Source organism: Acidimicrobiales bacterium (genome assembly GCA_041394185.1).
In the GTDB taxonomy this organism is placed as follows: domain Bacteria; phylum Actinomycetota; class Acidimicrobiia; order Acidimicrobiales; family Poriferisodalaceae; genus JAAETH01.
This window is the reverse complement of the sequence record JAWKIQ010000002.1, coordinates 780,018-806,021: the sequence shown is the minus strand read 5'-3', so window position 1 is coordinate 806,021 and position 26,004 is coordinate 780,018. Positions and strand designations below refer to the sequence as shown.

The 26,004-nt window shown below is 64.5% G+C and carries 33 protein-coding genes and 1 tRNA gene; 20 read left to right on the top strand and 14 right to left on the bottom strand.

The window, feature by feature from the left end:
• Positions 1-38 precede the first annotated feature (38 nt).
• The 8 genes from R2770_11320 (at position 39) to R2770_11285 (ending at position 8,355) form a co-directional block, all read left to right on the top strand.
• Entirely contained in the window at positions 39-965 is a 927-nt protein-coding gene (locus R2770_11320) for a heme o synthase (protein MEZ5281052.1), read from the top strand.
• A gap of 208 nt (positions 966-1,173) precedes the next feature.
• Complete coding sequence (locus R2770_11315; GenBank protein ID MEZ5281051.1) at positions 1,174-2,826, top strand: cbb3-type cytochrome c oxidase subunit I; 1,653 nt, start codon at positions 1,174-1,176, stop codon at positions 2,824-2,826.
• Complete coding sequence (locus R2770_11310) at positions 2,826-3,416, top strand: hypothetical protein (protein MEZ5281050.1); 591 nt, start codon at positions 2,826-2,828, stop codon at positions 3,414-3,416. Before R2770_11315 ends, R2770_11310 begins: the two co-directional genes overlap by 1 nt.
• 6 nt (positions 3,417-3,422) lie before the next feature.
• Positions 3,423-4,211 (top strand): hypothetical protein, encoded by a 789-nt coding sequence (locus tag R2770_11305; GenBank protein MEZ5281049.1) that lies wholly within the window; start codon positions 3,423-3,425, stop codon positions 4,209-4,211.
• A gap of 92 nt (positions 4,212-4,303) precedes the next feature.
• The gene (coxB, locus tag R2770_11300; GenBank protein ID MEZ5281048.1) at positions 4,304-5,389 is read left to right on the top strand and encodes a cytochrome c oxidase subunit II; all 1,086 of its coding nucleotides are present in this window, start codon (positions 4,304-4,306) and stop codon (positions 5,387-5,389) included.
• A 46-nt stretch (positions 5,390-5,435) separates the two neighbouring features.
• Entirely contained in the window at positions 5,436-7,415 is a 1,980-nt protein-coding gene (gene ctaD / locus R2770_11295; GenBank protein ID MEZ5281047.1) for a cytochrome c oxidase subunit I, read from the top strand.
• Positions 7,408-8,043: a heme-copper oxidase subunit III gene (locus R2770_11290; protein ID MEZ5281046.1), complete on the top strand. Its 636-nt coding sequence runs from the start codon at positions 7,408-7,410 to the stop codon at positions 8,041-8,043. Before ctaD ends, R2770_11290 begins: the two co-directional genes overlap by 8 nt.
• Positions 8,044-8,055: 12 nt before the next feature.
• A complete protein-coding gene (locus R2770_11285) occupies positions 8,056-8,355 on the top strand; it encodes a cytochrome C oxidase subunit IV family protein (GenBank protein ID MEZ5281045.1) in 300 nt (99 codons plus the stop codon).
• A 29-nt stretch (positions 8,356-8,384) separates the two neighbouring features.
• On the opposite strand, the gene R2770_11280 is transcribed toward R2770_11285, so the two are convergent.
• Positions 8,385-9,119: an ABC transporter permease gene (locus R2770_11280; protein MEZ5281044.1), complete on the bottom strand. Its 735-nt coding sequence runs from the start codon at positions 9,117-9,119 to the stop codon at positions 8,385-8,387.
• Entirely contained in the window at positions 9,116-10,030 is a 915-nt protein-coding gene (locus tag R2770_11275; GenBank protein ID MEZ5281043.1) for an ABC transporter ATP-binding protein, read from the bottom strand. Before R2770_11275 ends, R2770_11280 begins: the two co-directional genes overlap by 4 nt.
• Before the next feature lie 91 nt (positions 10,031-10,121).
• On the opposite strand from R2770_11275, the gene serS reads away from it, so the two are divergent.
• Positions 10,122-11,372 carry a serine--tRNA ligase gene (gene serS / locus R2770_11270; GenBank protein MEZ5281042.1) on the top strand — a complete coding sequence of 417 codons (1,251 nt, stop codon included), beginning with the start codon at positions 10,122-10,124 and terminating at the stop codon, positions 11,370-11,372.
• A 14-nt stretch (positions 11,373-11,386) separates the two neighbouring features.
• On the opposite strand, the gene R2770_11265 is transcribed toward serS, so the two are convergent.
• Together R2770_11265 and R2770_11260 are read right to left on the bottom strand one after the other, a co-directional pair.
• Positions 11,387-11,713 carry a CrcB family protein gene (locus tag R2770_11265; protein MEZ5281041.1) on the bottom strand — a complete coding sequence of 109 codons (327 nt, stop codon included), beginning with the start codon at positions 11,711-11,713 and terminating at the stop codon, positions 11,387-11,389.
• Positions 11,710-12,045 (bottom strand): CrcB family protein, encoded by a 336-nt coding sequence (locus tag R2770_11260; protein ID MEZ5281040.1) that lies wholly within the window; start codon positions 12,043-12,045, stop codon positions 11,710-11,712. The genes R2770_11265 and R2770_11260 overlap by 4 nt, the downstream gene beginning before the upstream one ends.
• 113 nt (positions 12,046-12,158) lie before the next feature.
• Here R2770_11260 and pdxH point away from each other — a divergent pair, with 113 nt between their 5' ends.
• Positions 12,159-12,794 carry a pyridoxamine 5'-phosphate oxidase gene (pdxH, locus tag R2770_11255; GenBank protein ID MEZ5281039.1) on the top strand — a complete coding sequence of 212 codons (636 nt, stop codon included), beginning with the start codon at positions 12,159-12,161 and terminating at the stop codon, positions 12,792-12,794.
• Here the strand turns inward: pdxH and R2770_11250 are convergent.
• The 5 genes from R2770_11250 to R2770_11230 all read right to left on the bottom strand — a co-directional run bounded on the left by R2770_11250 (position 12,748) and on the right by R2770_11230 (position 15,671).
• Positions 12,748-13,419: a poly-gamma-glutamate hydrolase family protein gene (locus R2770_11250; protein ID MEZ5281038.1), complete on the bottom strand. Its 672-nt coding sequence runs from the start codon at positions 13,417-13,419 to the stop codon at positions 12,748-12,750. The genes pdxH and R2770_11250 overlap by 47 nt on opposite strands.
• 26 nt (positions 13,420-13,445) lie before the next feature.
• Positions 13,446-14,339, bottom strand: coding sequence for a cytochrome c biogenesis CcdA family protein (locus R2770_11245; protein ID MEZ5281037.1), 894 nt, complete (start codon positions 14,337-14,339; stop codon positions 13,446-13,448).
• A gap of 3 nt (positions 14,340-14,342) precedes the next feature.
• A complete protein-coding gene (locus R2770_11240) occupies positions 14,343-14,882 on the bottom strand; it encodes a TlpA disulfide reductase family protein (protein ID MEZ5281036.1) in 540 nt (179 codons plus the stop codon).
• Positions 14,883-14,978: 96 nt separating this feature from the next.
• Complete coding sequence (locus R2770_11235) at positions 14,979-15,323, bottom strand: WhiB family transcriptional regulator (protein ID MEZ5281035.1); 345 nt, start codon at positions 15,321-15,323, stop codon at positions 14,979-14,981.
• Between the two features lie 156 nt (positions 15,324-15,479).
• Positions 15,480-15,671 (bottom strand): hypothetical protein, encoded by a 192-nt coding sequence (locus R2770_11230; protein MEZ5281034.1) that lies wholly within the window; start codon positions 15,669-15,671, stop codon positions 15,480-15,482.
• Positions 15,672-15,813: 142 nt separating this feature from the next.
• Between R2770_11230 and R2770_11225 the strand changes: the two genes are divergently transcribed.
• On the top strand, positions 15,814-16,566 hold the full coding sequence (locus tag R2770_11225; GenBank protein ID MEZ5281033.1) for a thioesterase: 753 nt from the start codon (positions 15,814-15,816) through the stop codon (positions 16,564-16,566).
• 3 nt (positions 16,567-16,569) lie between these two features.
• On the opposite strand, the gene R2770_11220 is transcribed toward R2770_11225, so the two are convergent.
• Positions 16,570-17,691 (bottom strand): MBL fold metallo-hydrolase, encoded by a 1,122-nt coding sequence (locus tag R2770_11220; protein MEZ5281032.1) that lies wholly within the window; start codon positions 17,689-17,691, stop codon positions 16,570-16,572.
• Positions 17,688-18,266: an oligoribonuclease gene (gene orn, locus R2770_11215; GenBank protein ID MEZ5281031.1), complete on the bottom strand. Its 579-nt coding sequence runs from the start codon at positions 18,264-18,266 to the stop codon at positions 17,688-17,690. The genes R2770_11220 and orn overlap by 4 nt, the downstream gene beginning before the upstream one ends.
• 70 nt (positions 18,267-18,336) lie before the next feature.
• Here orn and dut point away from each other — a divergent pair, with 70 nt between their 5' ends.
• Both dut and R2770_11205 read left to right on the top strand, forming a co-directional pair.
• Entirely contained in the window at positions 18,337-18,774 is a 438-nt protein-coding gene (gene dut, locus R2770_11210; protein ID MEZ5281030.1) for a dUTP diphosphatase, read from the top strand.
• Positions 18,775-18,837: 63 nt separating this feature from the next.
• On the top strand, positions 18,838-19,212 hold the full coding sequence (locus R2770_11205; protein ID MEZ5281029.1) for a hypothetical protein: 375 nt from the start codon (positions 18,838-18,840) through the stop codon (positions 19,210-19,212).
• 13 nt (positions 19,213-19,225) lie between these two features.
• On the opposite strand, the gene R2770_11200 is transcribed toward R2770_11205, so the two are convergent.
• Positions 19,226-19,298 (bottom strand) — tRNA-Lys (locus R2770_11200).
• Between the two features lie 49 nt (positions 19,299-19,347).
• Between R2770_11200 and R2770_11195 the strand changes: the two genes are divergently transcribed.
• Positions 19,348-19,536 carry a hypothetical protein gene (locus R2770_11195; GenBank protein ID MEZ5281028.1) on the top strand — a complete coding sequence of 63 codons (189 nt, stop codon included), beginning with the start codon at positions 19,348-19,350 and terminating at the stop codon, positions 19,534-19,536.
• A gap of 36 nt (positions 19,537-19,572) precedes the next feature.
• Here the strand turns inward: R2770_11195 and R2770_11190 are convergent, their stop codons facing one another.
• Positions 19,573-20,163: a histidine phosphatase family protein gene (locus R2770_11190; protein MEZ5281027.1), complete on the bottom strand. Its 591-nt coding sequence runs from the start codon at positions 20,161-20,163 to the stop codon at positions 19,573-19,575.
• Between the two features lie 74 nt (positions 20,164-20,237).
• Here R2770_11190 and R2770_11185 point away from each other — a divergent pair, with 74 nt between their 5' ends.
• The 4 genes from R2770_11185 to R2770_11170 all read left to right on the top strand — a co-directional run bounded on the left by R2770_11185 (position 20,238) and on the right by R2770_11170 (position 23,197).
• Positions 20,238-20,474 (top strand): MoaD/ThiS family protein, encoded by a 237-nt coding sequence (locus R2770_11185; GenBank protein MEZ5281026.1) that lies wholly within the window; start codon positions 20,238-20,240, stop codon positions 20,472-20,474.
• Positions 20,471-21,334, top strand: a complete 864-nt coding sequence (locus tag R2770_11180; protein ID MEZ5281025.1) for a hypothetical protein — start codon at positions 20,471-20,473, stop codon at positions 21,332-21,334. The genes R2770_11185 and R2770_11180 overlap by 4 nt, the downstream gene beginning before the upstream one ends.
• A 73-nt stretch (positions 21,335-21,407) precedes the next feature.
• Positions 21,408-21,914 carry a hypothetical protein gene (locus R2770_11175; GenBank protein MEZ5281024.1) on the top strand — a complete coding sequence of 169 codons (507 nt, stop codon included), beginning with the start codon at positions 21,408-21,410 and terminating at the stop codon, positions 21,912-21,914.
• 116 nt (positions 21,915-22,030) lie between these two features.
• Positions 22,031-23,197, top strand: a complete 1,167-nt coding sequence (locus R2770_11170) for a glycosyltransferase (protein MEZ5281023.1) — start codon at positions 22,031-22,033, stop codon at positions 23,195-23,197.
• A gap of 31 nt (positions 23,198-23,228) precedes the next feature.
• Here R2770_11170 and R2770_11165 read toward each other — a convergent pair whose 3' ends face one another.
• Entirely contained in the window at positions 23,229-24,521 is a 1,293-nt protein-coding gene (locus R2770_11165; GenBank protein MEZ5281022.1) for a hypothetical protein, read from the bottom strand.
• A 62-nt stretch (positions 24,522-24,583) separates the two neighbouring features.
• Between R2770_11165 and R2770_11160 the strand changes: the two genes are divergently transcribed.
• Complete coding sequence (locus R2770_11160) at positions 24,584-25,048, top strand: YbjN domain-containing protein (protein MEZ5281021.1); 465 nt, start codon at positions 24,584-24,586, stop codon at positions 25,046-25,048.
• Between the two features lie 145 nt (positions 25,049-25,193).
• Positions 25,194-25,997, top strand: a complete 804-nt coding sequence (gene proC, locus R2770_11155) for a pyrroline-5-carboxylate reductase (protein ID MEZ5281020.1) — start codon at positions 25,194-25,196, stop codon at positions 25,995-25,997.
• Positions 25,998-26,004: the final 7 nt, after the last annotated feature.

The window sequence follows — 26,004 nt, the reverse complement described above, 5'->3', positions numbered from 1 at the left end:
TCTGGCCGTTTCGTCGCCAAGCCTCTATCGTTTCGGCCGTGACCGACGTAAGCGCCACCCCCCACGCTCCCTCGCGTCCCGGCACCGGGCGTGTTCGGCCGCGCGCGCTGGCATTTGTTGCGCTGACCAAGCCGCGAATCGTCGAACTGCTGCTCGTCACGACGATTCCCACCATGATCGTCGCCGAGGACGGGCTGCCCTCGGTGTGGCTCATGATCGCGACCTTCGTCGGAGGCGCCCTTTCGGCCGGCGGCGCCAACGCCTACAACATGTACGTCGATCGCGACATAGACGCCCTCATGGAGCGCACCAAGGGACGTCCGCTCGTCACCGGCGAGGTTTCGCCACGCGAGGCCCTCGTCTTCGCCACCGCAATCGAGGTCGCGGCTTTCGTGTTGCTGGCCACCACCGTCAACTTGTTGTCGGCGGTGTTGGCGTTGTCGGCGTGCTTGTTCTACGTGATCGTCTACACGATCTGGCTCAAGCGCACCTCCAAGCAGAACATCGTCATCGGCGGTGCGGCGGGTGCTGTTCCCGTGCTGGTCGGCTGGGCCGCAATCGACAATTCGTTGCCAGCCGAAGCGTGGTTGTTGTTCTTCTTGATGTTCATGTGGACGCCGCCCCATTTCTGGGCGCTTGCCATCAAGTACGCCGAGGACTATCGCAGCGCCGACGTCCCGATGCTGCCCGCAGTTGCATCGGCGAAGTCCACCGCCGTGCAGATGATCGTCTACACGGTGCCCGTGGTGGTTTCGGGTGTCGCGTTCGGTCCGCTGGCGGGTTTGGGGCCCATATATGCCGTCGCCGCGGTTGCGGCGGGCGCCGTGTTCATGTGGCACACGGTCAGGCTCTTGAGCGACCTGTCGGCCCGTCGGGCCATGAAGGTGTTCGGATACTCCATCACGTATGTCACAGTGGTGTTCGCGGCGATGGCCGTCGACGTCCTCGTGAGGGGTGGCTTGTGAGTCGCAACCGAGTGCAGGGCGTCTTCGCCGGCTCGTCGCTTCCACATCCGCTCTCGGGGTGCTTCCCCGACATTTCGATGCCTGGCATTCTGCTGACTAGAGTCCCGAACCGAATTCCATCGTCCGCCCCGGCCGTCGGCCTGCACACGCACGCGCGTTCAGTGCAGACGTCGGCCCGTCGACCTGTCCACCAAAGCGAGTCCGTGCGATGACCGAATCTGCCCCACAGACCGAGCTTCCGCCTCCGCCATCGGAGGATCCGAGCCTGCTCGGTCTGATCAACACGACCGACCACCGCCGCATCGGGCGGATGTTCATGGTCGTCTCGACGATGGTGCTGGTCGCCACCCTTGTTCTCGAGGTGCTCGTGCGACTCGACCTCACGAGCTCTGACGGCTTCGTGGTGCTCGACGAGTCCACCTGGGCACAGGCCTATGCCCTGACACGTGATGGCTTCGTGTTCTTGTTCCTGGTGCCGTTCTTCCTGGGGTTGGCGATCAACGTCGTGCCGTTGCAGATCGGAGCCGGTCGCCTGGCCTTCCCCCGTGCGGCGTTGGCATCGTTTTGGACCTGGATGTTCGGCGCTGTCGCCCTGGTGGGCGCCTACCTCGCCAACGGTGGTCCGTTCGGAGGCACCCGCCTCGACAGCGAGGGCGTCGACCTGCACCTGATCGCCTTGGGCACGGTCATCACCGCCCTGTTGCTCGGGGCGATAACGGTTGCCACGACGATCTTCTCGATGAGGGCGCCAGGGCTGCACATGGACCAACTGCCCGCCTTCAGCTGGGCGAGCCTGGTAACCGCGATCGGCCTGCTGCTTTCGATGCCGGTCCTGTTGGCCAACCTGGCGCTGCTGTACATCGATCACCGCTACAGCACGCGTTTCGACTTCGACTTCCTCGGCGGCAACGCCGGGATATGGCAACACATCGAGTGGGTCTACCGCACCCCGCAACTGTTCCTGTTCATCGTCCCCGTGCTGGGTGTGATCGGCGAGATCCTGCCTGTCACAGCCGGTCGGCGCGTGGTCGCAGGAGCCATAGCCACGGCGGGTGTCGGCGCAGTTGGCGTCTTCGGCATCGGCGCCTGGGCCCAGCTCGGCGGGGTCGAGGGCAACAAGGTCGCCGACGGCTGGCAGGGCATCGTGTACCTGGGCTTCATAGCCGGTGCGGGCCTCGGCATCTTCATCGCCGTGATGCTGAACATCATCACCGTCGCCGCTTCCAAGCGCATTCCCAAGTCGGGCCCGGCGTTCAGCGCCCTGATCGCTTCGGTCATGGTGCTGCTGGCAGCTGCAGTCGCCGTAGCGGGCGCCCTTCTCGACTGGCTCGAGTCGGTCAATGCCTTCGACATGGATCCTGCGATTGCGCTCAGGTTCACCACCTGGAACACGGCGGCTTTCCAGCTGCTGGTCCTCGGCGCGGGCGCGGCGGGTGCACTTGCTGCCCATACCTGGTGGGCGCCCATAATCTGCGGCCGCAAGACCATGGCCGGTCCCGGGTTCCTCGCCGCTTTGGCCATCGGTGCCGGCGCCATCGTGGCCGCCCTGGGCAGCGTGTTGGCCGGAATCGTGTCGGGCCAGCCCGGCGGGCCTTTCACCAACTCGATCTACTCGGGTCTGGAAGATCCCAGCGAGGCCTTCAACACCATCGCAGCTCTGGGCACGATCCTCGTGGCCGCCGGAGCTGCCGTCATGTTGCTGAACGTGGTGGTGTCGATCTTCTTGAAGAAGGGTCCCGAAGCGGGCGACAACCCGTGGGAAGCATTCACCCCCGAGTGGGAGTCCGAAATGGGTCTGCCCGCCTTGGCGTCTGGCACGCCACTACTTGACGCTCGTGAAGAACAGGAGGTCGGAGTCTGATGGCCGACACCGCCATGGCTGTGCCGGGCATGCGCACCGCCCCCCGCACCCAACTAGTAGCGACGTCGCTGGCCGTCGTTGCGGCCTCGAGCCTCATGGCCGGGCTGCTGGCGTTCTACATGAGCCGGCGCCACGCCGTCGTCGATCCGGGCCACAACTGGTTGCCAGACGACGTTGCAATTCCCAACACGCCGATGGTCATGACGGTCGTCACCATCGTGTTGGCCGCCCTGTTCGGCCACTGGGCCGCGTGGGCCGGGCACCGCAACGAGCGGGGTCACACCTACATGGCCATCGGCGCCACGATGTTGATGATCCTGGCCTTCCTGAACATGCTCATCTTCTCGATGAACCGCATGGACATCGCCATCGGCACCAGCGAATGGCACAACCTCGCCTTCACCATCACCGGTGTCATCATCGCCTTCACTCTCATCTCCCTCGCCTACTGGTTGTTGATGGGAATGCGAGCGCTCGGCGGCGACCTCGGCCCCGAGGGCGCAGCCTCTTTGACCTCATCTGCTCTCTTCCTCGACTTCTTGGTCTTGGCCTGGAGCGCAGCCTGGTACGCCGTCTACGTCGTCAAGTAGGGACCAATGTTCGGAACCGCCACCAAATTCCTCGCCGGAGTCGGACTGCTGCTCATCGTCGCTGCGACGGTGTACGGCGTCGGCACCGCCGCCAACAGCACGGGCGACGTCGCTTTCTCGGGAACCATCATCCTGGGCACAGCCGGCGCTGCTTGCCTGTTCCTCGCCTGGCTGTCACTCGAAGCCGGTGACGCTCCGTCGATCGACCGCGAGCGTGAAGCCGCGTACGAGCTCGTACCCGCCTATTGGCCCATCATGGCCTCGGCCGGTGTGGGCGTCATGATCGTCGGCCTCGTCGCAACGCCGCTTTTGGCGATCGCGGGCTTCGTGTTGATCGTGCTGGCCGCCATCGAGTGGACCATCACGGCCTGGGCCGACCGCCGCTCCACCGATGCTGCCGCCAACTACGCCGTTCGCCGCAAGGTGATGCTGCCCTTCGAGGTGCCCGTCTACGCCGTGCTCTTCGGCGCCATTCCTGTTCTGCTGGGTTCGAGGGTTCTGTTGGCGCTGCCCCGCAACGCTTCGAGCTGGCTTGCCCTGGGCGTGGCCACGACGATCCTGATCTTCGCCTTCGTCTTCTACGCCAAGCCCGACCTCAAGGGCCCCATCATGGCGTCGATCCTCGCCATCGGGGCATTGGCCGTCGTGGTGGGCGGTATTGTTGCCATCGCCGTAGGCGAACGCGACTTCGAACACCACGAAGAAGACCACGGCGACGACACAGAACACACCGAAGAAAGCACGCTCGGATTCACCGGCGACGGGGTCGCCGTCATGGTGGTGAACGTGCGATGACCCGATTCGACCGAGGCCCCCTGGGGGCAGAGAGCGAGCTGGCCCGAGTGACTCAGCCTGTCCGCAAGTCGAGAACGCGCAGGTTTGCGCCCTTGGCCCTGCTCGTTGGCGCGCTGGCCGCACTGTCTGCCTGCGCCGGCGAGAACGGCCAGAACGGCCTGAAGCCCCGCGGCGAGAACGCCGATGTCATCTGGTCGGTCACGAGCTTCATCGGAATTGCCGCCATCGTGGTTGCTGTCCTGGTGGGCATAGCGGTCGTCTTCATAATCTTCCGCTTCCGCAGTACGCCCGAGACCTACGACGATCTGCCAGGCCAGATCCACGGCAACTCGGTGGCCGAGATCGGCTGGACCGTCGTGCCGCTGGTGTTCCTCATCATCGTTGCGGTCGTGTCCGTGCCCAAGGTGTTTGCCCTGGCCGACCAGGACGAGACCGACATGACCATCCTGGTCGAGGGTCAGCAGTGGTGGTGGCAGTTCAGCTACGACCTGGACAACGACGGCACCTACGACATCGTCACCTCCAACGACATCGTGTTCCCGGCAGATCAGCAGATCAACCTGCGGATTACCTCCAATGACGTGATCCACAGTTTCTGGGTACCCGAGCTCAACGGCAAGAAAGACGCCGTGCCGGGTCGTGTTCACGACTGGAAGATCCACGCTCACGAGCCCGGCGTCTATGGCGGGCTTTGCGCCGAGTACTGCGGCTTGTCGCACGCCGACATGCGCCTCACGGCCGTCGCTCTCGACGAGGCCGACTGGAACGAGTGGCTTGCTCGCCAGACCACCGATCAGGTCGCCCTCGAGGGCGACACACCCGAGGCTCGGGGCTACCAGCTGTTCGGGCAGTTCTGCTCGAGCTGCCACGTCGTGAACGGTGTCTACGAGTCGGCCTACGAGAACGAGCCACCATTGCTCTCGGGTGTGGCGCCGAACCTGACCCACCTGATGAGCCGCACCGGCTTTGCCGGCGGAATCTTCGACATGTACCTCGAAGACGGTTCGCTGAATCAGGCCGATCTGGTCGCTTGGGTTCAGGATGCTCCTGGCCGCAAGCCCCTTCGTGCCGACAATCAGCAGGGCATGATCTCGTTCGCTGAACAGCTGAACGTCGACCAGGTCGAAGACATCGTTGCCTACCTCCAAACCCTCGGCGACGCGCCGATCCTTCCCTGATAACCCCGCATCCCGCAGCACCTGAGGCCCCACAGGAGAACGACACATGGCGATAATCGAGCAGGAACCATCAGAAATCCTCGAGCTCGAATCCGGCGCCGCCTCGCCCACACGCGATCGTGGCATCGGCATTCTCGCCCGACCCACTGCCAACACGGGCTGGCGTAGCTGGCTGTTCACAGTCGACCACAAGAAGCTGGGCATCCTCTACGGCGCCGTAGCCATGTTCTGGTTCCTCATCGCCGGCATCGAGGCGTTGTTGGTGCGTCTGCAGCTGGCGGTTCCAAACGGCACCGTCCTCACCGCCGACGAATACAACCAGCTGTTCACCATGCACGGCACCACCATGGTGTTCCTGGTGGTCATGCCCTTGGCGGCGGCGTTCGCCAACTACGTCGTGCCTCTGCAGATCGGCGCTCGCGACGTCGCCTTCCCCCGCATGAACGCCCTGGGCCTGTGGCTGTTCGTCTTCGGCGGCATCTTCTTGAACCTCAGCTGGTTCACGGGCGGCGGGGCCGACTGCGGCTGGTTCTGCTATGCACCCAACTCTGGTCTGGCCTATAGCCCGGGGCACGGTGTCGACTATTACGCCCTGGGCCTGCTGATCACCGGTGTTGCCTCGCTTGTCGGCTCGGTCAACCTGATCATCACGATGCTCAACATGCGGGCGCCTGGCATGGATCTGCGCAACATGCCGATCTTTTGCTGGATGATCATGGTGGTGCAGTTCCTGCTGCTGTTCTCGCTGCCGGTCATCACCGTGGCGCTTCTGTTCCTGGTGTTCGACCGCAACTTCGACGCCAACTTCTTCAACGTCGAGCAGGGCGCAGATCCGCTCCTTTGGCAGCACCTGTTCTGGATCTTCGGACACCCCGAGGTCTACATCATCATCCTTCCCAGTTTCGGCATCATCTCCGAGACGCTGCCGGTGTTCAGCCGCAAGCCCCTGTTCGGCTACTCGTTCGTGGTCTTCTCGGGCATAGCCATCGCCTTCATGGGCTTTGGTGTGTGGGCTCACCACATGTTCGCCTCGGGCATGGGGCCCGTATCGGTGGCTGCGTTCTCAGCGGCAACGATGTTCATCGCAGTACCCACCGGCGTGAAGATCCTGAACTGGATCGCCACCATGTGGGGCGGCAACCTACGTTTCACCACCGCGATGTTGTTCTCGATATCGCTGGTGTCTATGTTCACCCTGGGCGGCGTCACGGGCGTCATGCACTCGGTGGCAGCATCCGACACCCAGCAGACCGACAGCTATTTCATCGTCGGACACTTCCACTATGTGCTGTTCGGTGGTGGCGTCATGGGCCTGTTCGCCGGCGTCTACTACTGGTGGCCCAAGGTGTTCGGCTTCCTGCTGAACGAGCGTCTAGGCAAGACCCACTTCTGGCTCATGTTCGCCGGCTTCAACTTGACCTTCTTCCCGATGCACTTCCTCGGGCTGCAGGGCATGGCTCGTCGTACCTACCGCTATGACGAGGGCCTTGGCTTCGACTGGATGAACATGGTGGCCACCATCGGCACCATCGTGCTGTTCATCTCCGCGGCGGTGTTTGCCTTCAACATCTTCACCACCAGCATGAAGTACCGCCGTGGCGAGGTGCCCCAGGCTCCAGCCGACCCATGGGACGGTCGCACCCTCGAGTGGTCGATTCCCTCGCCCGCACCCGAGCACAACTTCGACTACTACCCAGTCGTCACCCAGCTCGACGACTGGTGGCACAAGAAGTACCAGAAGAACGAAGACGGCGTCCTGGTCCAGATCGCCGACGGCAACGAGATCGCTCAGAAGGGCGACCAGCACCCGCATCTGCCCTCGCCGTCGTATTGGCCCATCGTGCTTGCGTTCTCGATGCCGGTCCTGTGCCTGGGCGTCATCTACAACCTGTGGCTGAGTGTCATCGGCGGTCTCATCGCCGTGGCGGCCATCTATGGATGGGCTCTCGAGCCCGCAACCGATCCTGATGCCGGCCATCACGACGAACACGCCGAGCACGAGACCGAGGAGGAGACCGTTGACTGACACGGCCCAGGTCGGATACGGCCGTACCGATTGGGACGACTACGACCATCTGCCCACCAATACCGGGCTTTCGCACGAGAAGCTCACCATGTGGGGCTTTCTCGGCTCCGAGTGCCTCCTGTTCGGGGCGCTCATCAGCAGCTACCTGTTGCTGCGCAACAAGCCAGACGGTCTCGGTATAGACGTCGGCCCCAAGGCCAGCGATCTGTTCGACATCCCGTTCACTTCGGTCAGCTCGTTCGTGCTGCTGATGAGTTCGTTGACCATGGTGCTTGCGGTCCAGGCAATCCAGAAGGGCGACGACCGCCAGACCCGCTTGTGGCTGGCGTCCACCGCCAGCTTCGGTGCGCTGTTCATCGCTGGCCAGGTGTATGAGTTCACAGCCTTCTACCGCGAGGGCATGGGCTACACCACCAACATCTCGGCGTCGGCGTTCTACACCCTGACCGGCTTCCACGGTGTGCACGTGTCGGTAGGCATCTTGATGCTGGCGTCACTGTGGTTCATGTCCCGTTCCGGACGCCTGACCCAACGAAATGCCGAGACCGTCGAAATCGTCGGCCTGTATTGGCATTTCGTCGACATCGTCTGGATCGTCATCTTCGGCATCGTCTACCTGATTCCCTAGGACCACACTGCAATGAGCAACGACACCGCAACTGTCGAGCATGCCGAGCACACCGAGCATGGCGAACACAAGGATCACCTGAGCTTCTCGGGTGCGATCAAGGTCGCCATCATCTTGGCGATCATCACCTTCATCGAGACGATGACCTACTTCGTCGACTTCGGTGCTGCAGCCGAGCCGGTAATCATCGTCGCCATGATCTTGAAGTTCGCGACCGTGGTCGGCTACTTCATGCACCTGAAGTTCGACAACAAGATGTTCACGTTCTTGTTCATGGTCGGCATCGTGTTGACCCTGGGTGCTACCTGGTGACGCTGGCGACCTTCGAGTACTTCAGCTGATCATCCGCTGGGCTGCCAACGCATGAGCTTGGCAGCCGCAGCCGGAGCCAGTGCGGCCCAGGTCATCAGCACCAGCCACGGACCTGCGTCGACCCCAGCGCCGTCGAAGGCACCGCGGACGATCGTGGCCAAGGCCGTTCCGGGCAATGCGCGGCTGAAGGTAGCCAGCGCCGCGGGCAGATCGCCCAGCGGCACGATCATGCCGCTGATCAGCAACATCACGATGTAGACCGCGTTGGCCAGCGCAAGCGTCACCAGGCCGCCCAGGCGGCCCGCCATCAAGAACGCCAACCCCACGAAGGCGGCCGTGGCCAGCAAGATCGCCCCGACGACGTCGATCGGTGTCTGCGAGGGCGTCCAGCCCAACAGCCGAGCTACCAACAGGACCGCCAGCACCTGAACGACCTCGACAGTCGCCACGGTCAGTACCTTCGCCAGCACCAACTCTGATCGACGAAGGGGTGTGGCGCCCAGCCGCTTCAGCACTCCGTAGTGTCGGTCGAAGCCGGTCGAGATCGCCGTATTCACGAACGCAGTCGACATGACGGCCAATGCGATGATGCCCGGTGCCAAGAAGTCGACAGCCTCGACAGCCTCGCCCTTGGGCAAGATGTCGACCAGGCTGAAGAACACCAATAGGCCCAGCGGCAGACCAACGATCAACAGCAGCGACTCGCCATTTCGCGCCAGCAGCCTCAGCTCGAATCGATACTGGGCGAACACTCGCCGCATCATGTCGGCTCCTGATCATCCGGCAAGTCGGCCAGCAGCGCGCGAATCGCCGCCTCGAGGCTCCCACCGGTGTCTCCAACCGAGTCGATCTCGACCGCTTCAGCGGCAAACCACTCGACAAGGCGAGCGATCGAGGCCGATGACTTCGGGCAGGCGACGCGAAAGCGGCCTGCGCCGGTTTCGGTGACACGTGCCGCCATGTGCTCTGCAAGCCGCTCGCGGTCAAAAGATGCCGAGGCGCCGAACGTCAGCTCACTCTGGGCTGGTGCAAGATCTTCGGGCGAACCCTGGGCGATGATCCGTCCCCGAGCCATTACGACCACCCGATCGGCGATGGCCTCGGCGAAGGCGAAATCGTGCGTCGTGACCAGGGCGGCCGCCCCGGCGCTGCGTCTCTGGTGAAGCAGGTCAACAACCCGATCGCGGCCCTCGGCGTCGAGGCCCGCAGTGGGCTCATCGAGCAACAGGGCCACTGGCTCGCCAACCAATGCGAGGGCCAGACCCAGGCGCCGATGCTCACCGCCAGACAAACGCCGCACGAACGTAGACGCTCGGTGCTCCAGCCCTACGAGCGCCAGCAGCTGTTGGGCTCCCAAGCCCTTGCCGCCGGCGAGCCGAACGAAGAGATCAACGACCTCGATGGACTTGGCTCCGGGATATATCCCGTCGTCTTGCAGCAGGACTCCGGCAAGCCCGGCGTCGAGCGCAGCGGTGGGACCGAGACCTGCGATCCGCACCTCGCCGCCCGACGGCACGCGATAGCCCTCGATGGCCTCTACGGTGCTGGTCTTGCCGGCACCGTTGGCTCCCGCCAACACGACGATCTCGCCAGGGTTGACCTCGAGATCCACTCCATCGACAGCAACGAGGTCGCCATAACGAATGGTCAGGCCGTGGACGGAGACAATCGACACCGGGCCCAAAGCTACTGCGTCGGGCGGCATGCGGTTGCGTGATGCGAATACGGGTCGTGGAGACCGTCCCGGCCACCTACCATCTTCAACCGTGATCGATCTCAATCTCCTACGCAACGACGCCCAGTACCGTCAGGGGGCGATCGCGAAGGGTGCCGACGACGCCAGCCTCGATGCGCTGTTGGCAGCCGACGACCAAAGGCGCGACCACCTGACCCGCACCGAGGAGCTGAGGGCAGCCTCGAACGCGGCAAGTAAGGAGATCGGATCGTCGCCCCCCGATGAGCGTCCGGCCAAGATCGAGGCCGCGTCGCAGATCAAGGCCCAGTTGGCTGCCGCCGAGGACGAACTCCGCCAAGCCGAGTCGGTTGTAGGCGGTCTCATCGTCACGATTCCCAACCCAGCCCACGTCAGCGTTCCCTCCGGCGGGGAGGACGACTACGAGGTGCTCCGTACCATCGGCGAACCCACCCCAGCGCCGGCCATGGACCACGCCGCGATTGGCGAGGCGCTGGGCCTGGTCGACAGCGAGCGTGCCGTACGCAACAGCGGCAGCCGGTTTGCCTATCTGATGGGAGCGGCGGTGCGACTCGAGTTCGCACTGGTGCAGTGGACACTGGACAAGTTGCTGGCGCACCAGTTCATTCCGGTGGTACCGCCCGTGCTGGTCCGCGAAGACATGATGGTCGACGCCGGCTTCTTTCCCACCGACCGCAATCAGGTCTACGAGATCGCCGGCGACGATCTGTTCCTGATCGGCACCAGCGAGGTCGCTTTGGCCGGCCTTCACCGTGGCGAGAGGCTCGACGCCGAGCAGCTGCCGCTGCGCTATGCCGGGTTCTCGTCGTGCTTCCGGCGTGAGGCCGGAACCTACGGCAAGGACACCAAGGGAATCTTTCGGGTTCACCAATTCGACAAGGTCGAGATGTTCTCGTACGCCCATCCCGATACCTCGTGGGACGAGCTCGAGCAGATCCGAACCCTCCAAGAGGAGATCGTCGCCGAACTCGGCATGCCATATCGGGTCATCAATGTGGCTGCAGGAGATCTGGGAGCAGCGGCGGCCAAGAAATACGACCTCGAGATCTGGTTGCCTTCAGAGGGTCGCTATCGCGAGATCACGTCGTGTTCGAACTACACCGACTACTCGGCGCGACGCATGCGCACCCGCTACAAGGGTGAAGACGGCAAGTCAGACCTCGTGCACACACTCAACGGCACTGCCTGTGCAATCTCTCGCATGCTGGTGTTCTTGTTCGAGAATGCCCAGTTCGACGGGGTCATCGTCGTTCCGGAGGTTCTGAGGCCCTACTGCGGTCTAGAGGTCATCGAGGCACCCTGAGCCCGACTGGCCCCTCAGGCCAATGAGATGCCCGCCAGGGCTGCGCCGACGCCACCAACTGCGGTGACCACCAAGTAAGCCACCCCCGCCCGCCGGTCGCCCTCGGCGAGCGCGGCGACCTCGTCGGCAACCGTCGACACCGACGTCAACGACCCAAGCCCGGCAATGGTGACGACCACGGCAGAACCACCGGTCAAGCCGTGGAACAGCCCGGCCAGAAATGCGCCACTCAGGTTGACCAACAGCGTTCCCACCGGCCACCGCCCATTCATCGTGTTGGTCACCAGGAACCTTGCGGCGGCGCCGACGACCGCAGCCAGCACGAACCCGAGGGCCGTCATGGCTCGAGCATCCCGAGCCGCCGACCACTGACATAGCCAAGACCCGACGCAACAACGACCGCAAACAGCAGCAGCGTTGCCGAAGCCGCACGACCCTGGTCGAACCGCCCTGCGACAGCGACCGCAGCGCTGGACAAGGTGGTGAGCCCCCCGCAAAACCCTGTGGCCACCACCAGCCGAGTGGCCGCTTGGGGTTTGCGGGCAGCCACCCAGCCGATGACGACGCACCCGAGCGCGTTCACCAACACCAAGGCACCATTCGCCGCCAACACCTCGCCGGCCAACCATCGACAGCCTGCGCCCGCCACCGCGCCCGCCCCAACAAGCGGCACAGCCCGTAGTATCGACAGCCGGGGCGTGGTCATAGGGGCAAGAAATCCGGTGGAGTTACAGCGTCCCCAGGCGTCACACTTATCGGTGCGCGCTCAGCTGAAAGGGAAGTCTGGTGAACATCGACGAACTCAGGGGTCGCCTGATGGACGCGGGCCTGGCCGCAGAGCTCGCCGAAGAGGACCCGCTCGAGCTGTTCGCCGCCTGGCTGGGCGAGGCCCGGGGCGCAGGCCTGTTCAATGCCCACTCGATGGCCCTTGCAACGGCGGGGCCCGACGGCTTCCCCACGGTCCGCAACGTGTTGATGCAGGGCATCGTCGACGGCGCGTTCACGTTCTACACCAACCGGCAGAGCGAGAAGGGCAAGGCGCTGGCATCGAAGCCCAAAGCCGAGGGCCTGTTCTCGTGGTTGCCGCTCGAACGCCAAATCCGGGTGCGCGGTGCGGTGGTCGAGCTGGCCGACGCTGCCAGCGACCAGTACTTCGCCACACGACCGCGCGAGAGCCAGCTGGCTGCCGTGGCATCCGACCAGAGCACGCCGATACCCGACCGGCAGTATCTGATGAAGCGCTTCAAGGTCCTCGAGGCCGCCAACGACGGGCGTGAGGTCGAAAGGCCGTCCCACTGGGGCGGCTACGGACTGGTCGCCGAACGCATCGAGTTCTGGCAAGGTGCCAGGCACAGGCTTCACGATCGGTTGGTCTTCACGCGCTCTGACGACGGCTGGACAACGACGCGTCTGGCGCCTTGAGCTTGGCGTCGCCAAGCGACCAGCGCTGAGCGAACGCCGCCAGACCTTCCACCAGCGCTTCCAGATGGGGAACGATCGTGCCAGGCTCGAGCTGGCCCCAGAAGATGGGGCTGCGACCGCGCACCCGAGGTGGTAGCTCGATCTGTACGCCACCCATGCGTGGCAGGTTCACCGGGTTCAGCCGGTGCTGGCCCCGCAGCGCTTTCGGAATGCCCTTCAGCTCGGTGATGATCTCGTAGTGGCGCAGCCGGGGGATGAGCTCTATGGCGACCATCTCGGCGACCTGCCGATTGCGCCCGCCCAGCAGCAGCGACCGCCACAGTTCGGGTCGACCGAAACCATGCAGAGAAACGACTACCTCGACGTGCTCGAGGAAGGTCTCCAGCCGGGGGCTGGGGTCGCGGCCGATCAGGTGTGAGGGGATGTGCCACTGATCTTCGGGCGGCTGAACCACGGCGTAGTAGGAGGCGCCCGACCTTTCGGCAGCTTCCCTGGCCACCCAGTCGGTCATCTCCTCCAGGTGGCCGCCATGGATCGCCATGAAGCCGACCGACGATCGCAGCTGCAGTTGCTCGACGACCCCGGGTTGGGCCAGCAGGCTGCGAAACGGCCTCGGCTCGTTCAACAGAGCATGGTCGCGAAGGTGCAGCGTCATACCCGACGACCCGGTGTGGCACCGGCGGTCGATTCCGACGGGTCGCGGCGTGGAGGTCGCAAAAGCACCAGACCAACGGCTGCGGCGACAATGGCCACCAACAACAGGCCCACCTTTGCTCCGCCCAAGCTGCTGACCTGGTTGCGAATGCTGTCGGCCACACCCTCGACCCAGCGACTCGGCCGCCTCCAAGCGCTGTCGTGGGCGGCGTCGACCAGTTCGATCGACCAGTAGTAGGTCATGTAGATGCCGGCTGCTATCAGCAGCACAGCGGCGGCTCGATCGACGTGGCGCATGGCCCTTCGCAGGGTGTGGAGAAGGCTCTGGCGAGCCAGGGCCAGCGACACTGTCAAAGCGATCAGCACGGTGGCCATACCGGCCGAGTAGGCCACGAAGCTGGCAATGCCAGAATCGAGCCCGTCAACTCCACTGATGACCACGACAAAAGTGGGGAAGGCACATGACAGGCTCGCCAGCGCGTAGCTGGCCCCGAACACGAACAGCGACCGCAGGCCGGTGCCAGAGGTGTCGGCCTCGAGCTTGGGCAACGAGATGATGAGCCTGAAGCCGAGCAGCATCGATACGCCCAACGCCACCATCGCAAGACCCAGGATCAGCCCGATCCACGGCAGTCGATCCTGTAGCGACGTCAGCCCTGCGGTGAACAGGATTCCGACCGCACCGAACACTGCGAGGAACCCCAGCGAGACGACACCCCCGGTTGCGAGGGCGCGCAACACGGCGGCACTTGGGTTGGCTACGCCGCCGTCTGATCGACTCTCGATGCCGAGGAAGTACGACAGGTAGGCGGGCAACATGGCGAAGCCGCACGGGTTGACGATCGCGATCAGGCCCGCCGTGAAGGCGAAGGCGATCGGAGCGTCGAACACGGCTCAGCCCAACCCGAAGTTGTCGGCGATTCGGTCGCGGAACTGGCCTTCGGTCAGTGCTCCGATGTGGGTATCGAGCACCTTGCCATCGGCGCTGATGAACACCGTTGTGGGCATACCGAAACCCTCGTATCGGTCGAGCAGAACACCATCGATATCGATACCGGTCGGATAGGTGACGCCCAGTTCTGCCACGAGCTTGGCGGCGATGTCGGCGGGCTCGGATGGGTCGAGACCCAACACAACCAATTCGCCTTGCAAGTCGAGGTGAATGGCCTCGAGAGCGGGCATCTCTGCCACACACGGCGGGCACCACGAGGCAAAGAAGTTCAGAACGACGGGTGTGCCTTCGTACTGGGCGAAATCGAGAGGTTGGCCCGCCAAATCGACCGCCACCGTTTGATGGAACTGGCTGGGGCCGTCTTCACCCTCAGACCACGTGAAGGCAACTACCAAAGCGATGGCGGCCAGAGCCAACAGACCGATGCCACCGATGGTACGGCCGAGCGAACGCGAGGGGCGGCCCGGAGCTTCGGTATCCATGGGTCAAAAGATACCGGCCCCGGGCCGCCCAGCCGTCCCGGCAAGCCCGGTCGTCACCGATCCATCTCGGATCGGCTCGACATCGGGCTGCGTTCGTCAGGCCGTGGCGGTCAGCTCGGGCGGAATCGGAACCTCGTCGACCACCAGCGCAGGGCGCGGGTTCTTGGGCGGACGACCACGTCCCCGCTTGTTGGCGAGAACCTTTCCGTTCATGACGAGCTCGCCACCCCAGACCCCCCACGGCTCCTGGTTGCGAAGCGCCAGTTCGAGGCACTGGGCGGTCACGGTGCACTTGCCGCAGATGGCCTTGGCCCTGGCTATGTCGTGGATCTCATCGGAGAAGAACAGACCGGTCATGGTGCCGGCGCCGTCGACGCAACGGCCGTTCTTACGCCACGAGGTGTCCTCGGTTGTGTCGAGTAATAGTTGGATCGTCCTCATGATTCGGCTCTCCCCTTGTGAGCCACACCCCGCAGGGTTCTGGGTTGTCGGACAGTCAGTCAGGTGTCAGGTGGATTCATGGCGCCTCCGGAAACGAGAAAGGCCGCCGGATCGATCCGGCGGCCTGGTGGAAGAACTAGCGATGTCTTTGCGTCGCTAAGTCGGTCTCACAAGCCGCGGATTCGGGTGATACATGCCGGCGCCCTTCCCGAGGTGCGCGAACGCCGGCTTGACGGTGTTGGTGGTCCACACGATCGAGCAGATGGCGTCGGCAGCGACAGCGGCGCGGAACTTGGCGCGCGCGACGACGCTGCTCAACGAGAGCTGAAGCGTGGTCACGGCGTTCATCGGAGTTCTGCGTCCTCGGTTGTCGGGCGTCCGTGCTGAACCGGCATGAACCGGGGCCGCAACGGGCGGCGGGACTGGCGTCTCGCTTTCACGAGGATCCACGGATTTCGACCCGGAGTCAACCCATTTATTGTGAGGGGCCGTGCCGACACCAGACGGAGCCAGAGAACTGTTGCCACTTCCCGACAGCGGAAGGCGCTTCAGCTACACCCGCAAGGTTCGCCTAGGCGACACCACGCCGAGGGGACGGCTGCGCCTCGACGCGGTGGCCAGATACCTCCAAGACATAGCCAACGACGATGCTCGCGACGCGGGTCTCACCGATGCCATGTGGTGGATTCTCAGGCGCACCAAGGTGGTCGTCGACGCCCCGCTGAGCTTCGACGAGAAGGTCGAGCTGACGACCTGGTGCTCTGGCTATGGCGGGCGTTGGGCCGAGCGCCGCACCGAACTGGTGGGCGACAAAGGGGGGCACCTGTCGGCGGTGGCGCTTTGGGTGGCGGTCGACAGCCAGACGGGTGCGCCGCGGCGTATTGGCGACGAATTCGTCGAAACCTACGACCTGGCTGCTCGCGGACGAAAGGTTCGCGCCCGGCTGCATCACGAGCAGCCCCCGGTCGACGCCGCCCGCAAATCGTGGGCAGTGCGATATGTCGACCTCGACGTCATCGGCCACGTCAACAACGCCGTCTACTGGGCAGCTGTCGAGGAGTCGATGGCCGAAGCTCGCTCTGGGGGGCGGGTGCGGGCATCGGTCGAGTTCGCTTCGGGTATTGAGGCCCGGTCTTCGGTCGAGCTGTCGGTTGCACCTTTCGGCGGTGGTGAGGCCGGCTGGTTCATGGTCGACGGCACTGTTGCGGCCAGCTATCGGTGGCGACCCACGGGCGACGCCTAGCGGCTAGGTGAACGTGTACAGCAGCTGGCCGTCTTCGCGCCGCGAGATCGAAGCCTCTCCGTCGTAGCGAAGATGCTCGAGGTGGGCGAAGGTCTCGCTTTCGGCCATCGGGCCCCAACTGCGCTTCTGGAACAGCCGCTTCATGTACTGCTCGACGGTTGCCGGGCCCAGATCGGCGCTGGCTTCACGCAAGATGTCGAGACGTTCGTTGTGGTGATCCTTGATGTGCCGGACCCTTGACCCGATGTCTTGGAATTCGAGGCCATGTGCAGGGAGCACCCGCTCGACGTCGGCATAGGACGCGACCTTGTCGAGCGACCCGAAGAATGCCCGCAGAGGGTCGCGACCCTGTTTCAGGCCCGAAATGTGTGGCGTGATGGTGGGCAGCACGTGGTCGCCGGCGAACAGCAGCTTGTGTTCGGGGTCGTGCAGGCACAGATGGTCGATGGTGTGCCCCGGGGTGTGTACGGCACGAAACTCGCGGCCCGCCAGTTCGATGACGTTGCCGTCTTCGACCCGGTGGGTCGGGTTGGGCGTGGGTATGAAAACACGCCCCAGCTTCGTGCGCATCAAGGCGTACATCAGGCGACGGTGGCGAGGGGTCTCGAACCGCAGCTCGGCACCCCAAGGCGTCTTGCCCGCTTCGTCCACCAGGTGCACGTTGTCGTCTGGTGTGTCGACGTTCTCGAGGGGCTCGTCGTCGTCCTCTGAGGGGTCCCAGAACATGCGGAAGTCGCGGTGTGTGATGACGCGCGCCCCGGCCTCCTTGCGCAGGCGTCCGGCTTGGCCGAAGTGATCTGGGTGGCTGTGGGTCACCAGGACCGTGTGGATGTCGCCGACCTTCAGCCCAGCCCTGGTCAGACCAGCCTGAAGCGACTTCCAGGCCTCGCGCCCGGGCAGGCCGGGGTCGATCAGGGCCGCGCCTTTGTCGTCGTCGAGGATGTAGCAGTTGACGTGACCCAGGCCGGTGAAGTTGATGGGCAGCTGCAAACGCCTGACACCGGGTGCCAGCTCAGTTATCTCTTCGATGGGGGCGCGACGCTCTTCGCGCAACGGCTTGGGCATGTCAGCCGGATCGCCGTGGCCGCTGTGGTGGTGATGCTGGTGTGCGGAGTTCTCGGTCATTGGTCGTCGGTTTCGACGGCGGGTGCGGGTGCGCCGGGCGCCCCCGGCGCAAAGAGGTTGTCTCGGTAGTAGCGGAGTTCCTCGATCGATTCCTTGATGTCGTCGAGGGCGCGGTGGCTGGTGCGCTTGCCAGGGCTGGCTTTGAAGACGTCCGGATACCACCGACGACAGAGTTCCTTGATGCTGGACACATCTACCGATCGATAGTGAAGGTGGTTCTCGATGTCGGGTAGGTAGGCGTCTAGAAAGCGCCGGTCGGTGCCAATCGAGTTGCCGCACAGGGGCACGGTCGCTGGTTGGGGGCAATGGCGCTTGATGAAGTCGAGGGTCTCGTTACCCGCCTGCTCGAGGCTGATCGACGAGCCGCGGATCTGTTCGAGCAGGCCACTGCGCGTGTGCATTCGGGTGACGACGTCGTCCATGTGCGACAAGGCTTCGTCGTCTTGGAACACCACCAGGTCGGGGCCTTCGGCGATGATCTCGAGCCGGTCGTCTGTGATGATGGTGGCGATCTCGACAATGGTGTGGCGGCGTGGGTCCAGCCCTGTCATCTCGAGGTCCATCCAAACGAGCACCCGGGCATCGTAGGCGGCTTCGGCCGGGTTCCCGAATCCGGACCTGTCGTGGCCGCTAGGCTCGCCCGCCGTGGTCGCCATCGAGATACGCCGTTTGCATCCTCTGGCCGAGGTTCCCGCCTACGCCAAACCCGGCGACGCCGGAGCCGATCTGGTGTCGGTGGAGGAGGTGGTGATCGAGCCCGCCGGAGGGCGGGCCATCGTGCCGACAGGCGTTGCAATAGCGCTGCCCGATGGTTTCGTCGGTTTGGTGCACCCCCGCTCTGGGCTGGCGGCCAAACACGGGCTGACCACTCTCAATGCTCCGGGCACCATCGACAGCGGCTACCGGGGCGAGATCAAAGTCATCATGGTCAACACCGACCCGACCCACGCCTATACGGTGCGCGCGGGTGAACGCGTAGCCCAGCTGGTGGTGCAGAGGTTCGAGACCGTCGACTGGGTCGAGGTCGACCAACTCGACGAGACCGAGCGTGGCGAAGGCGGATTCGGGCATACGGGCCGCTGACTTTCGTCACAATCGGGCCGAGGGTCCGCGACGTTGTCCCACCCCCTATGTATGACTTGTGGCATGGACGAACGCACCACCCCCGGCGCCGACCAAGACGACGTGTTCTCTCCGGACACCCTCTTCGACGGCCAGCTCTTCGACGAGCTGGGCCGTCCACGTTCGATCCAGCGCACCCGCCGCCACCCCAGCAGCGGCCGAGCCAGGCGTGTCGACGAGCAACACTCCGCATATGACGACGCTCGAGATCGCATCCGCGAGCTGTCGGCCGAGCACCGGGCGTTGGCCGCCTCGGCGATGTCTGAGGGTGTCGAGGCCGAGTTCGCCCGCCGCCGCGCCATCGCTGCAAGCCGCTCGAAGCGACGGCGTGACTCCTCGGTGGGCGACCAGCGCGACCACCACTCCCGCATGCGCCACACCTTGACGCTGGTGTCATAGAACACCGCCGCCGTGCCCCCGGTGGGACTCGAACCCACGATCGTCGGATTAAAAGTCCGCTGCCTTACCTACTTGGCCACAGGGGCGACCAGCCCGAGACGCTAGCAATCATCTGGGCCCGATACGATCGCCCGGGTGAACACCTCGTCGCAGCCTCCAGATATTTCTGCCGAAGCCGACATAGATCTCGACGCGGCGCCAGATGTCGCACTGCTCGAGCGTGTCGAGGGTGAGATGATGAGGGTCGAGGCGACACTCGGAGCCCTAGGTGCCGGCGACGCCGACCCGGGTGCTCTGACGGGTTGGATCGCCGACAACGACTGACCGTCCGCAGTTGATCGACCCTGGTCTGCCCGATCGCTACTCGAGGCCGGTGTCGGTGCCCGCAGCCAGATCGGGGCCATCTACGATGGACCAGCCCGACGAGTCTCGGGTCAGCAATCTGCTGGCCAGGTTGGCGATTGAGCGGCCTTGCAGCCCCAGGTGGCGGTCGATGCATCTGATGACTCCGCCGTGAGCCACAACAACGGCCCTAGCTGTGCGCTCGGCAATGTCCTCCAGACCTGCCATCGCCCGCTGGGTGAGGCTGTCGTCAGACTCGAACCCCTCCGGACGCATCCGCTGGTCTAGATAGCCGGGCCAGCCGGCTTCTATCTCTTCTCGGGTCAGCCCTTCCCACGGGCCGGCGAAACGTTCGCGGATCTTGCAGTGGGTCGAAACGATCTCGTGGCCCAACGCCTGGGCGATCAGGTTGGCGGTGGTGACGGCTCGCCACAGATCCGACGCCCAGATCGAGTCGAACTCGCCCATGGCCCCGGCTGCCAGGCTGGCGCCCGCAGCTGCGGCCTCTCGGCGACCCAGTTCGGTGAGGGGCGGGTCGGATTGTCCTTGCCAACGCCCGATCTCGTTCCACTCCGATTGGCCGTGCCTGACGATCAGCAGCTCCGTCATGGCCTGCGAAGGTACTCGCTACGCTGGTCATCCATCGCCGTCGGCTACTACTGCGGCAGGAGGGCTCGGCACAAATGGCAACGCTTCGTCTGTTCGCTCAGGCCCGAGAGGCCGCTGGCACGTCGACGGCCCAGTTCGATGCCACGACTGTCGGCGGTGTCCTCGACCAGGCGATCGATATGTGGGGTGCCGGGTTTGCCACCGTTGTCGAGCACAGCAGGGTCTGGCTCAACGGCGACCCTGCCCAGTACGACATGGTGGTGGGCGACCGCGATGAGGTCGCCGTGTTGCCCCCGGTTTCTGGCGGGTGAGTACGACTGCGCAGCGCAGGCCCGACGGCCGGCGCTCCCAAGGGGCTGCTCGCTCCAAGGCCAAGGGCCGGCGCAAGGTGGCGCGATCGAACCGGTGGTGGTGGCAGCCCACGCCGGCAACCCGCCAAATCCCGATGGGCTTGGCCTGGTTCGGTGTCATGTCCGGAGCGATGTGGCTGGGAATGTGGCCGGTGGCCATGGTGCTGGGCGTGGTGTCGGCCGTCGCCGGCTATCAGCTGGGCGCGTCATGGATCGAGGCCGGCCGCCGCGCAGACGCTTACCTGGCGGCGTTGGTCTGTGGCCTGTCGGCGCCCGCCGCCGCGGTTCACACCGCTGCGGTTGGTGCGCTGCTGATCGCGGGGGTTGTGGTCACCTTGCTCGGTGCCAGTGTGCAGAGAACCATGCACTCGTCGCCGGTCGAAGACGCCGGGTTCACGATCCAGTCGTGGTTGGCGATCTCGATTGCGTCGGCCAGCTTCGTTCTGGTGTACCGCTACGAGGTCGGTGCTGCGGTGTGGCTCCTGTCGCTGTCGGCCATCTACGACGCCGGCCACTATCTGATCGGGGCCGGTTCGCCCCAGTTCTGGGAAGGTCCGGTCGCCGGGGCCATCGGTGTTGCGGTCGTGTCGTTCGCGCTCGTATCCATCGGCGTGCCTCCGCTCGACGAGGCGGCCGGCCTCAGGTTCGGCGCTGCGGCGGTTGTCCTGATGCCCGCGGGTGTGATTCTGGCCGGCCTGCTGCTGCCCCGTGCCGACGTCGTTGCTCCGGCGCTGCGCCGCATCGACAGCCTGCTGTGCCTGGCGCCGATCTGGGCGTTCTTCATCGGCCGATACATCGAATCGATCTCGCCGACGCTATAAGCCGCGTCTTCTCAAGGTCTGGGGCCCAACCTCCGACAGGACTGTTGTCTGAGACCAGCGAAGGTTGAACGCCATGCCCCATCCAGAACTCGAATACGCGATGTCACCAGATGCGGTCGCCGACCTCGATGATGCTTCGCGCGACGAGCTGGCCGAGCGCCGCCATCGTCTGACCGCCGTCGAGGAGCAGGTTTCGTATCTGCGGCGCGTAGCGCAGAGCCGCGTCGATGTCGCTCGTTCCGAGCTCGACGCCCGTGCTGCCGGGCGTCAGCGCAGCGACCTCAGCGACATCATCCGACGTCTACCCGAGGTTCTGTCAGAGCACGGCAACAGCCATGGGATGCCCGGTGTGGCGGCGCCCGACATAGATATCGATCCCGAGTATTCGGTCGATCTCGACACGGTAGTGTCGCCGGTTCGGCTGCTCGATGTCGGTACGTTCAGTCGCACCGAATTGCGTGAGCTGGTCGTCAGGCTCGAGGCCGAGGAAGCTCGCATCTCGGTGCAACGGCGGCTGGTGCAGCAACGACTGGACCAGATCGAAGAGGAAATCGCCCGCCGAGACGACGTGCGCGTCTAGCCCGCTCGTCACTGAATCGCCTAAAGCCGATCGGCGAAGTCGGGAATTTGGCGAGGGGCTGCTACGTTGCTCCTGTTGTGCGATCGATAGGCGTCATATCTCTCCACACTTCCCCGATGGTTCAGCCCGGGTCAGGTGATGGCGGTGGAATGAACGTCTACGTGCGCGAACTGGCCACCGCCATGGCCCATCGAGGCGTCGATTGCCACGTGTTCACGCGACGGGTTCATGAGGGTCAGCCAGACGTCGTGCAGGTCGAGCCGGGGCTGTTTCTTCACCACATCACCGCCGGCGGTTACGACCTGGCCAAAGAGGACCTTCCGGCCATCGTCGGCACCTTCACCTCGGCAATGCTCGACCGAATCCGCGATTATCCGATCGAGGCGATCCACGCCAACTATTGGCTCTCGGCCGATGTGGGCCATCGGCTCAAGCACGAGCTGGGTATTCCTTTGGCGGTGACCTTCCACACCCTGGGAGCGGTCAAGCGGGCCAAAGGAGACGACGAACCGCAGTTTCGAATCGACACTGAGCGGGCCATCATCGGCTGCAGCGATGCGGTCTTTGCCTCTTGTGAGACCGAGGCTCTCGAATTGCTCGATCATCACGAGCAGGCTCGGGGGCGCATCGAGTTCGTCACGCCTGGGGTCGACCACGCCTTCTTCTCGCCGGGGCGGCGTTGGGCTGCCCGCAGCGCCCTGGGGCTGGCTGCCGACAAGCCGACCGTGTTGTTTGCGGGCCGGCTTCAGCCGCTCAAAGGGGTCGACCTGGCGATAGAGGCAGTGGCCCGGTCGAAGCATCGCCCTCAACTGGTGGTTGTCGGCGGCCCCTCAGGCGTGGGTGGCGAGGAGTATGTCGCCGAGTTGCACCGTCGTTGTTCGGAGTTGGGCATCGCAGGCCAGGTTCGATGGTTCGATCCGCAGCCGCATCACCTGCTGTCGTCGTTCTACCGCGCTGCCGATGTGGTGGTGGTGCCCAGCCGCAGCGAATCGTTCGGGCTGGTGGCACTGGAAGCATCGGCGTGCGGGACACCCGTGGTGGCCACTGCTGTCGGCGGCCTCAACACCATTGTCGACCATGGCCGGTCTGGTGTGCTTGTGGCGGACCGAACGGCCCCGGCGTTTGCCAGGGGCATCGACCGGGTGCTCGACCAAGCCGAGAGCTCCCCGATGGGTGCGGCCGCGTACCGCAGGTCGCTCGACTTCACTTGGGGTGCGGCGGCCGACGCCGTGTTGGAAGTATTCGACCGCTTGGGTGCGGTCGAGCTGGTGACCTGCAGCTAGAGGGGCGCAGCACCGTTCTGCCAAGCCCGGCTCAGGCCGCCTGGTTTGGTGGTTTGGCCTTCGGTTTCTGTTTTCGTGGTGGTGGTTTGGTCCATTCGCTGATGATGGTGCCGTGGCTGTCCTCGAGTCGCCAGTGGTCTGGTGTGTCTCCCATGACGAGTCGTGCGTTCGTGGCGTGGAGCCGGTCGTGGTGGTGTGGGCATAGCAACGCGAGGTTGTCGAGGTTGGTCGTTCCGCCGTGTTCGCGGTGGTGTAGGTGGTGGGCCTCACATCGCGCGGCTTCGGTGTTGCAGTGCCGCCATCTGCATGTGCTGTCGCGGACGGCCAGGGCCAGCTTCTGTGTTGGTGTGGCGTACTCGACGTCATATGCCAGATCCAGCAGCCGCCTGTCCGCCTGCTGAAACCAAGCATTGATCTGGGCCCTACACAGCATCGAACGTGCGATCGATGCTGGTATTTGGGTTCCGTCGATCGTGTAAGCCGATCCGTCGGGTTTGGCGAGTTGGTCGATGTCGATGATCAGGTTCACACAACCAGCAGCCTTCTCCTTGGCACCCGCGGTGGGGTCGGCTTGGTCGGCTGCCGGGAGGAGTCCGTCTGTGAGCATGCTTGCGATCACGTCTGCACCACGCTGCTGATGGCTGCGCCGCTTTCGCGGGTCTGTGATGGTTCGCATGTCGTGGTGGAACGCGGCGCGTTCGCGGCGGTCGTATTCGGCTTTCAACGCGGCACCGGTGACTGGGTCGAGGGTGGCTTTGAACCAGATCATGTCTTCATCGTCGATCCCACAAGACCCACGCCTGCGTCGACGCTGACGGGCCAGCCGCTCTTCAGGGTCCTCGCGGGTTTGTTCGCGTTCGGCCTCACGAACCGCCGCCCTCGTCTCATCCGCCGACTGGCCCATCGCTTCTGCCAAGAGTCGGGCTTTGATTTCGTCGGGTAGGTCGGTGTTGGTCAGGTAGTCGGCCTGTTCGGAGTTGATGTCTCCTGCTTCCAACGCCTCCGCAACATCGGGATTCGTCGCTAGACGCTGTGACCTGGCTTCGGCTTCGCGTTGGGCCTTACGCGACGGCGCCGGCGGCCCAGGAATCGGCTTGGGCTTATCGTTCTGCTCCGACTCTGGCTTAGCTTCGGGATCGGGCTCCTTACCTCGCCGGTTCGCGGCCCTCTGACGCGCCTTGGTCAACGCGCTAAGCAAACGAGCTTCGTGGCCGTCCAAACGAGCTCGCACACGACGAACACCGCCGAGCTCAGCTTCTAGCCCGGCGACATCCATCACCTCGAGTTCGTCGGCGCCGCTCAGCACCACCCGCACCTCTGTCACGCCACAAACCCTAAACAGGGGGTGGGACACCCGGCTGCCCGCACGAATAGGGTTTGTGCATCATGTTCCGAGATCCCGCTTCCGTTCCCGAGATGTCCGAGGTGGCTGCGTTCATCGATTCCTGGTTGAGCGAGCAGCTCGCCGAGAACGACGCAGTCGTAGCCGTCGGAGTAGACCCAGACGAGCGCTATCGGTGGTTCGTCAGGATGGCCGGCGACGAGCGAGATATCACCGCCGTGTGGCTGACACTGCGCCAGCGAACACTGTCGTTCGAGTCGTACTTCGCACCAGCACCCGAAGAAAACCAGCTCCTGGCCTACGAGACCCTGCTTCGATGGAACAACAAGCTGTCGGGCGCCCGGTTCTCGATAGGTGCCGAGGACGCCGTATTCATCGAGGGCGAGATCGGCTATCACACCGTCGACGGGTTCGAGCTCGATCGGATTCTCGGAACCATCTACGAGGCCGTGGAACGCTGGTTCAAGCCGCTTCTTCGAATTGGCTTTGCATCACGATTCAAGGACTGAGGATCTCAAGATCAATCCGACCCCTTCATGGCTTCTTGACAACTTTCGATCTGTTTCATACAATGTCGTCAGACGGATCGGGCGCTGGTCGATCGGGGAAGTAGGGCGGGCGCCCGATCCGTCCTTTGGCGGTACTGTCGGCGACATGAACGGCTCGACAGACCCGGTTGAACTCCAGATAGTCGGCGGCGGCAAGATGGGCGAGGCCCTGCTGGGCGGCTTGCTCAGCGCTGGCACAGACCCAGGTTCTGTCGTGGTCGTCGAGCCCGTGGCGGCACGGAGGGCCGAGCTGGAAGACACCCACGGGGTGTCGACGTCTGACACCGTCGGGGCCTGCTCGGGGGCCATAGTCGCTGTGAAGCCCCACTATGTCGAGCTGGTGTGCCGTCAGCTGGCGAGCGCTGGTGTTTCACGAGTGTTGTCGATTGCAGCCGGGGTCACGTTGGCCACTCTCGAGTCGGCTTTGGGCGATGGAGTAGCCGCGGTCCGAGCCATGCCCAACACGCCTGCGCTGGTCGGAATGGGCGCGTCTGCGCTTGCGCCCGGCAAGGCCGCCACCGACGCCGACGTCGAGTGGGCGTTGGGCATTCTGGGCGCCGTTGGGGCAGCCGTTCGAGTCGACGAGGGCCTGCTCGACGCAGTCACGGGCCTGTCGGGCAGTGGGCCCGCCTACCTGTTCATGGTGGCCGAAGCGATGGTCGAGGCCGGTGTGCTGAACGGCTTGCCCCGCGACCTCGCTTCGACCCTGGCGTTCAACACCATCGCAGGCGCCGGCAAGATGCTGCTGACCGAGGGAGCCGACCCGGCCGCCCTGCGAGGCAACGTGACCAGCCCCGGGGGCACCACGGCCGCAGGCCTGGCAGCACTGGAGGCCAAGGCCGTCAGATCGGCGTTCCTGGATGCGGTATCCGCTGCCGCGGCGAGATCGCGCCAGCTCGGGGGCCGATAACGTCAGC

What these genes read in the sequence shown, in the direction of transcription:
- R2770_11310 (MEZ5281050.1), top strand. Translation starts at nt 2,826, where the DNA reads ATGGCCGACACCGCCATGGCTGTGCCGGGCATGCGCACCGCCCCCCGC.
- R2770_11315 (MEZ5281051.1), top strand. Translation starts at nt 1,174, where the DNA reads ATGACCGAATCTGCCCCACAGACCGAGCTTCCGCCTCCGCCATCGGAG.
- ctaD (MEZ5281047.1), top strand. Translation starts at nt 5,436, where the DNA reads ATGGCGATAATCGAGCAGGAACCATCAGAAATCCTCGAGCTCGAATCC.
- R2770_11285 (MEZ5281045.1), top strand. Translation starts at nt 8,056, where the DNA reads ATGAGCAACGACACCGCAACTGTCGAGCATGCCGAGCACACCGAGCAT.
- R2770_11170 (MEZ5281023.1), top strand. Translation starts at nt 22,031, where the DNA reads ATGGTTCAGCCCGGGTCAGGTGATGGCGGTGGAATGAACGTCTACGTG.
- proC (MEZ5281020.1), top strand. Translation starts at nt 25,194, where the DNA reads ATGAACGGCTCGACAGACCCGGTTGAACTCCAGATAGTCGGCGGCGGC.
- R2770_11305 (MEZ5281049.1), top strand. Translation starts at nt 3,423, where the DNA reads ATGTTCGGAACCGCCACCAAATTCCTCGCCGGAGTCGGACTGCTGCTC.
- R2770_11205 (MEZ5281029.1), top strand. Translation starts at nt 18,838, where the DNA reads ATGGACGAACGCACCACCCCCGGCGCCGACCAAGACGACGTGTTCTCT.
- R2770_11160 (MEZ5281021.1), top strand. Translation starts at nt 24,584, where the DNA reads ATGTTCCGAGATCCCGCTTCCGTTCCCGAGATGTCCGAGGTGGCTGCG.
- R2770_11190 (MEZ5281027.1), bottom strand. Translation starts at nt 20,163, where the DNA reads ATGACGGAGCTGCTGATCGTCAGGCACGGCCAATCGGAGTGGAACGAG.
- R2770_11280 (MEZ5281044.1), bottom strand. Translation starts at nt 9,119, where the DNA reads ATGATGCGGCGAGTGTTCGCCCAGTATCGATTCGAGCTGAGGCTGCTG.
- R2770_11230 (MEZ5281034.1), bottom strand. Translation starts at nt 15,671, where the DNA reads ATGAACGCCGTGACCACGCTTCAGCTCTCGTTGAGCAGCGTCGTCGCG.
- R2770_11185 (MEZ5281026.1), top strand. Translation starts at nt 20,238, where the DNA reads ATGGCAACGCTTCGTCTGTTCGCTCAGGCCCGAGAGGCCGCTGGCACG.
- R2770_11265 (MEZ5281041.1), bottom strand. Translation starts at nt 11,713, where the DNA reads ATGACGGCCCTCGGGTTCGTGCTGGCTGCGGTCGTCGGCGCCGCCGCA.
- R2770_11235 (MEZ5281035.1), bottom strand. Translation starts at nt 15,323, where the DNA reads ATGAGGACGATCCAACTATTACTCGACACAACCGAGGACACCTCGTGG.
- R2770_11175 (MEZ5281024.1), top strand. Translation starts at nt 21,408, where the DNA reads ATGCCCCATCCAGAACTCGAATACGCGATGTCACCAGATGCGGTCGCC.
- R2770_11220 (MEZ5281032.1), bottom strand. Translation starts at nt 17,691, where the DNA reads ATGACCGAGAACTCCGCACACCAGCATCACCACCACAGCGGCCACGGC.
- R2770_11240 (MEZ5281036.1), bottom strand. Translation starts at nt 14,882, where the DNA reads ATGGATACCGAAGCTCCGGGCCGCCCCTCGCGTTCGCTCGGCCGTACC.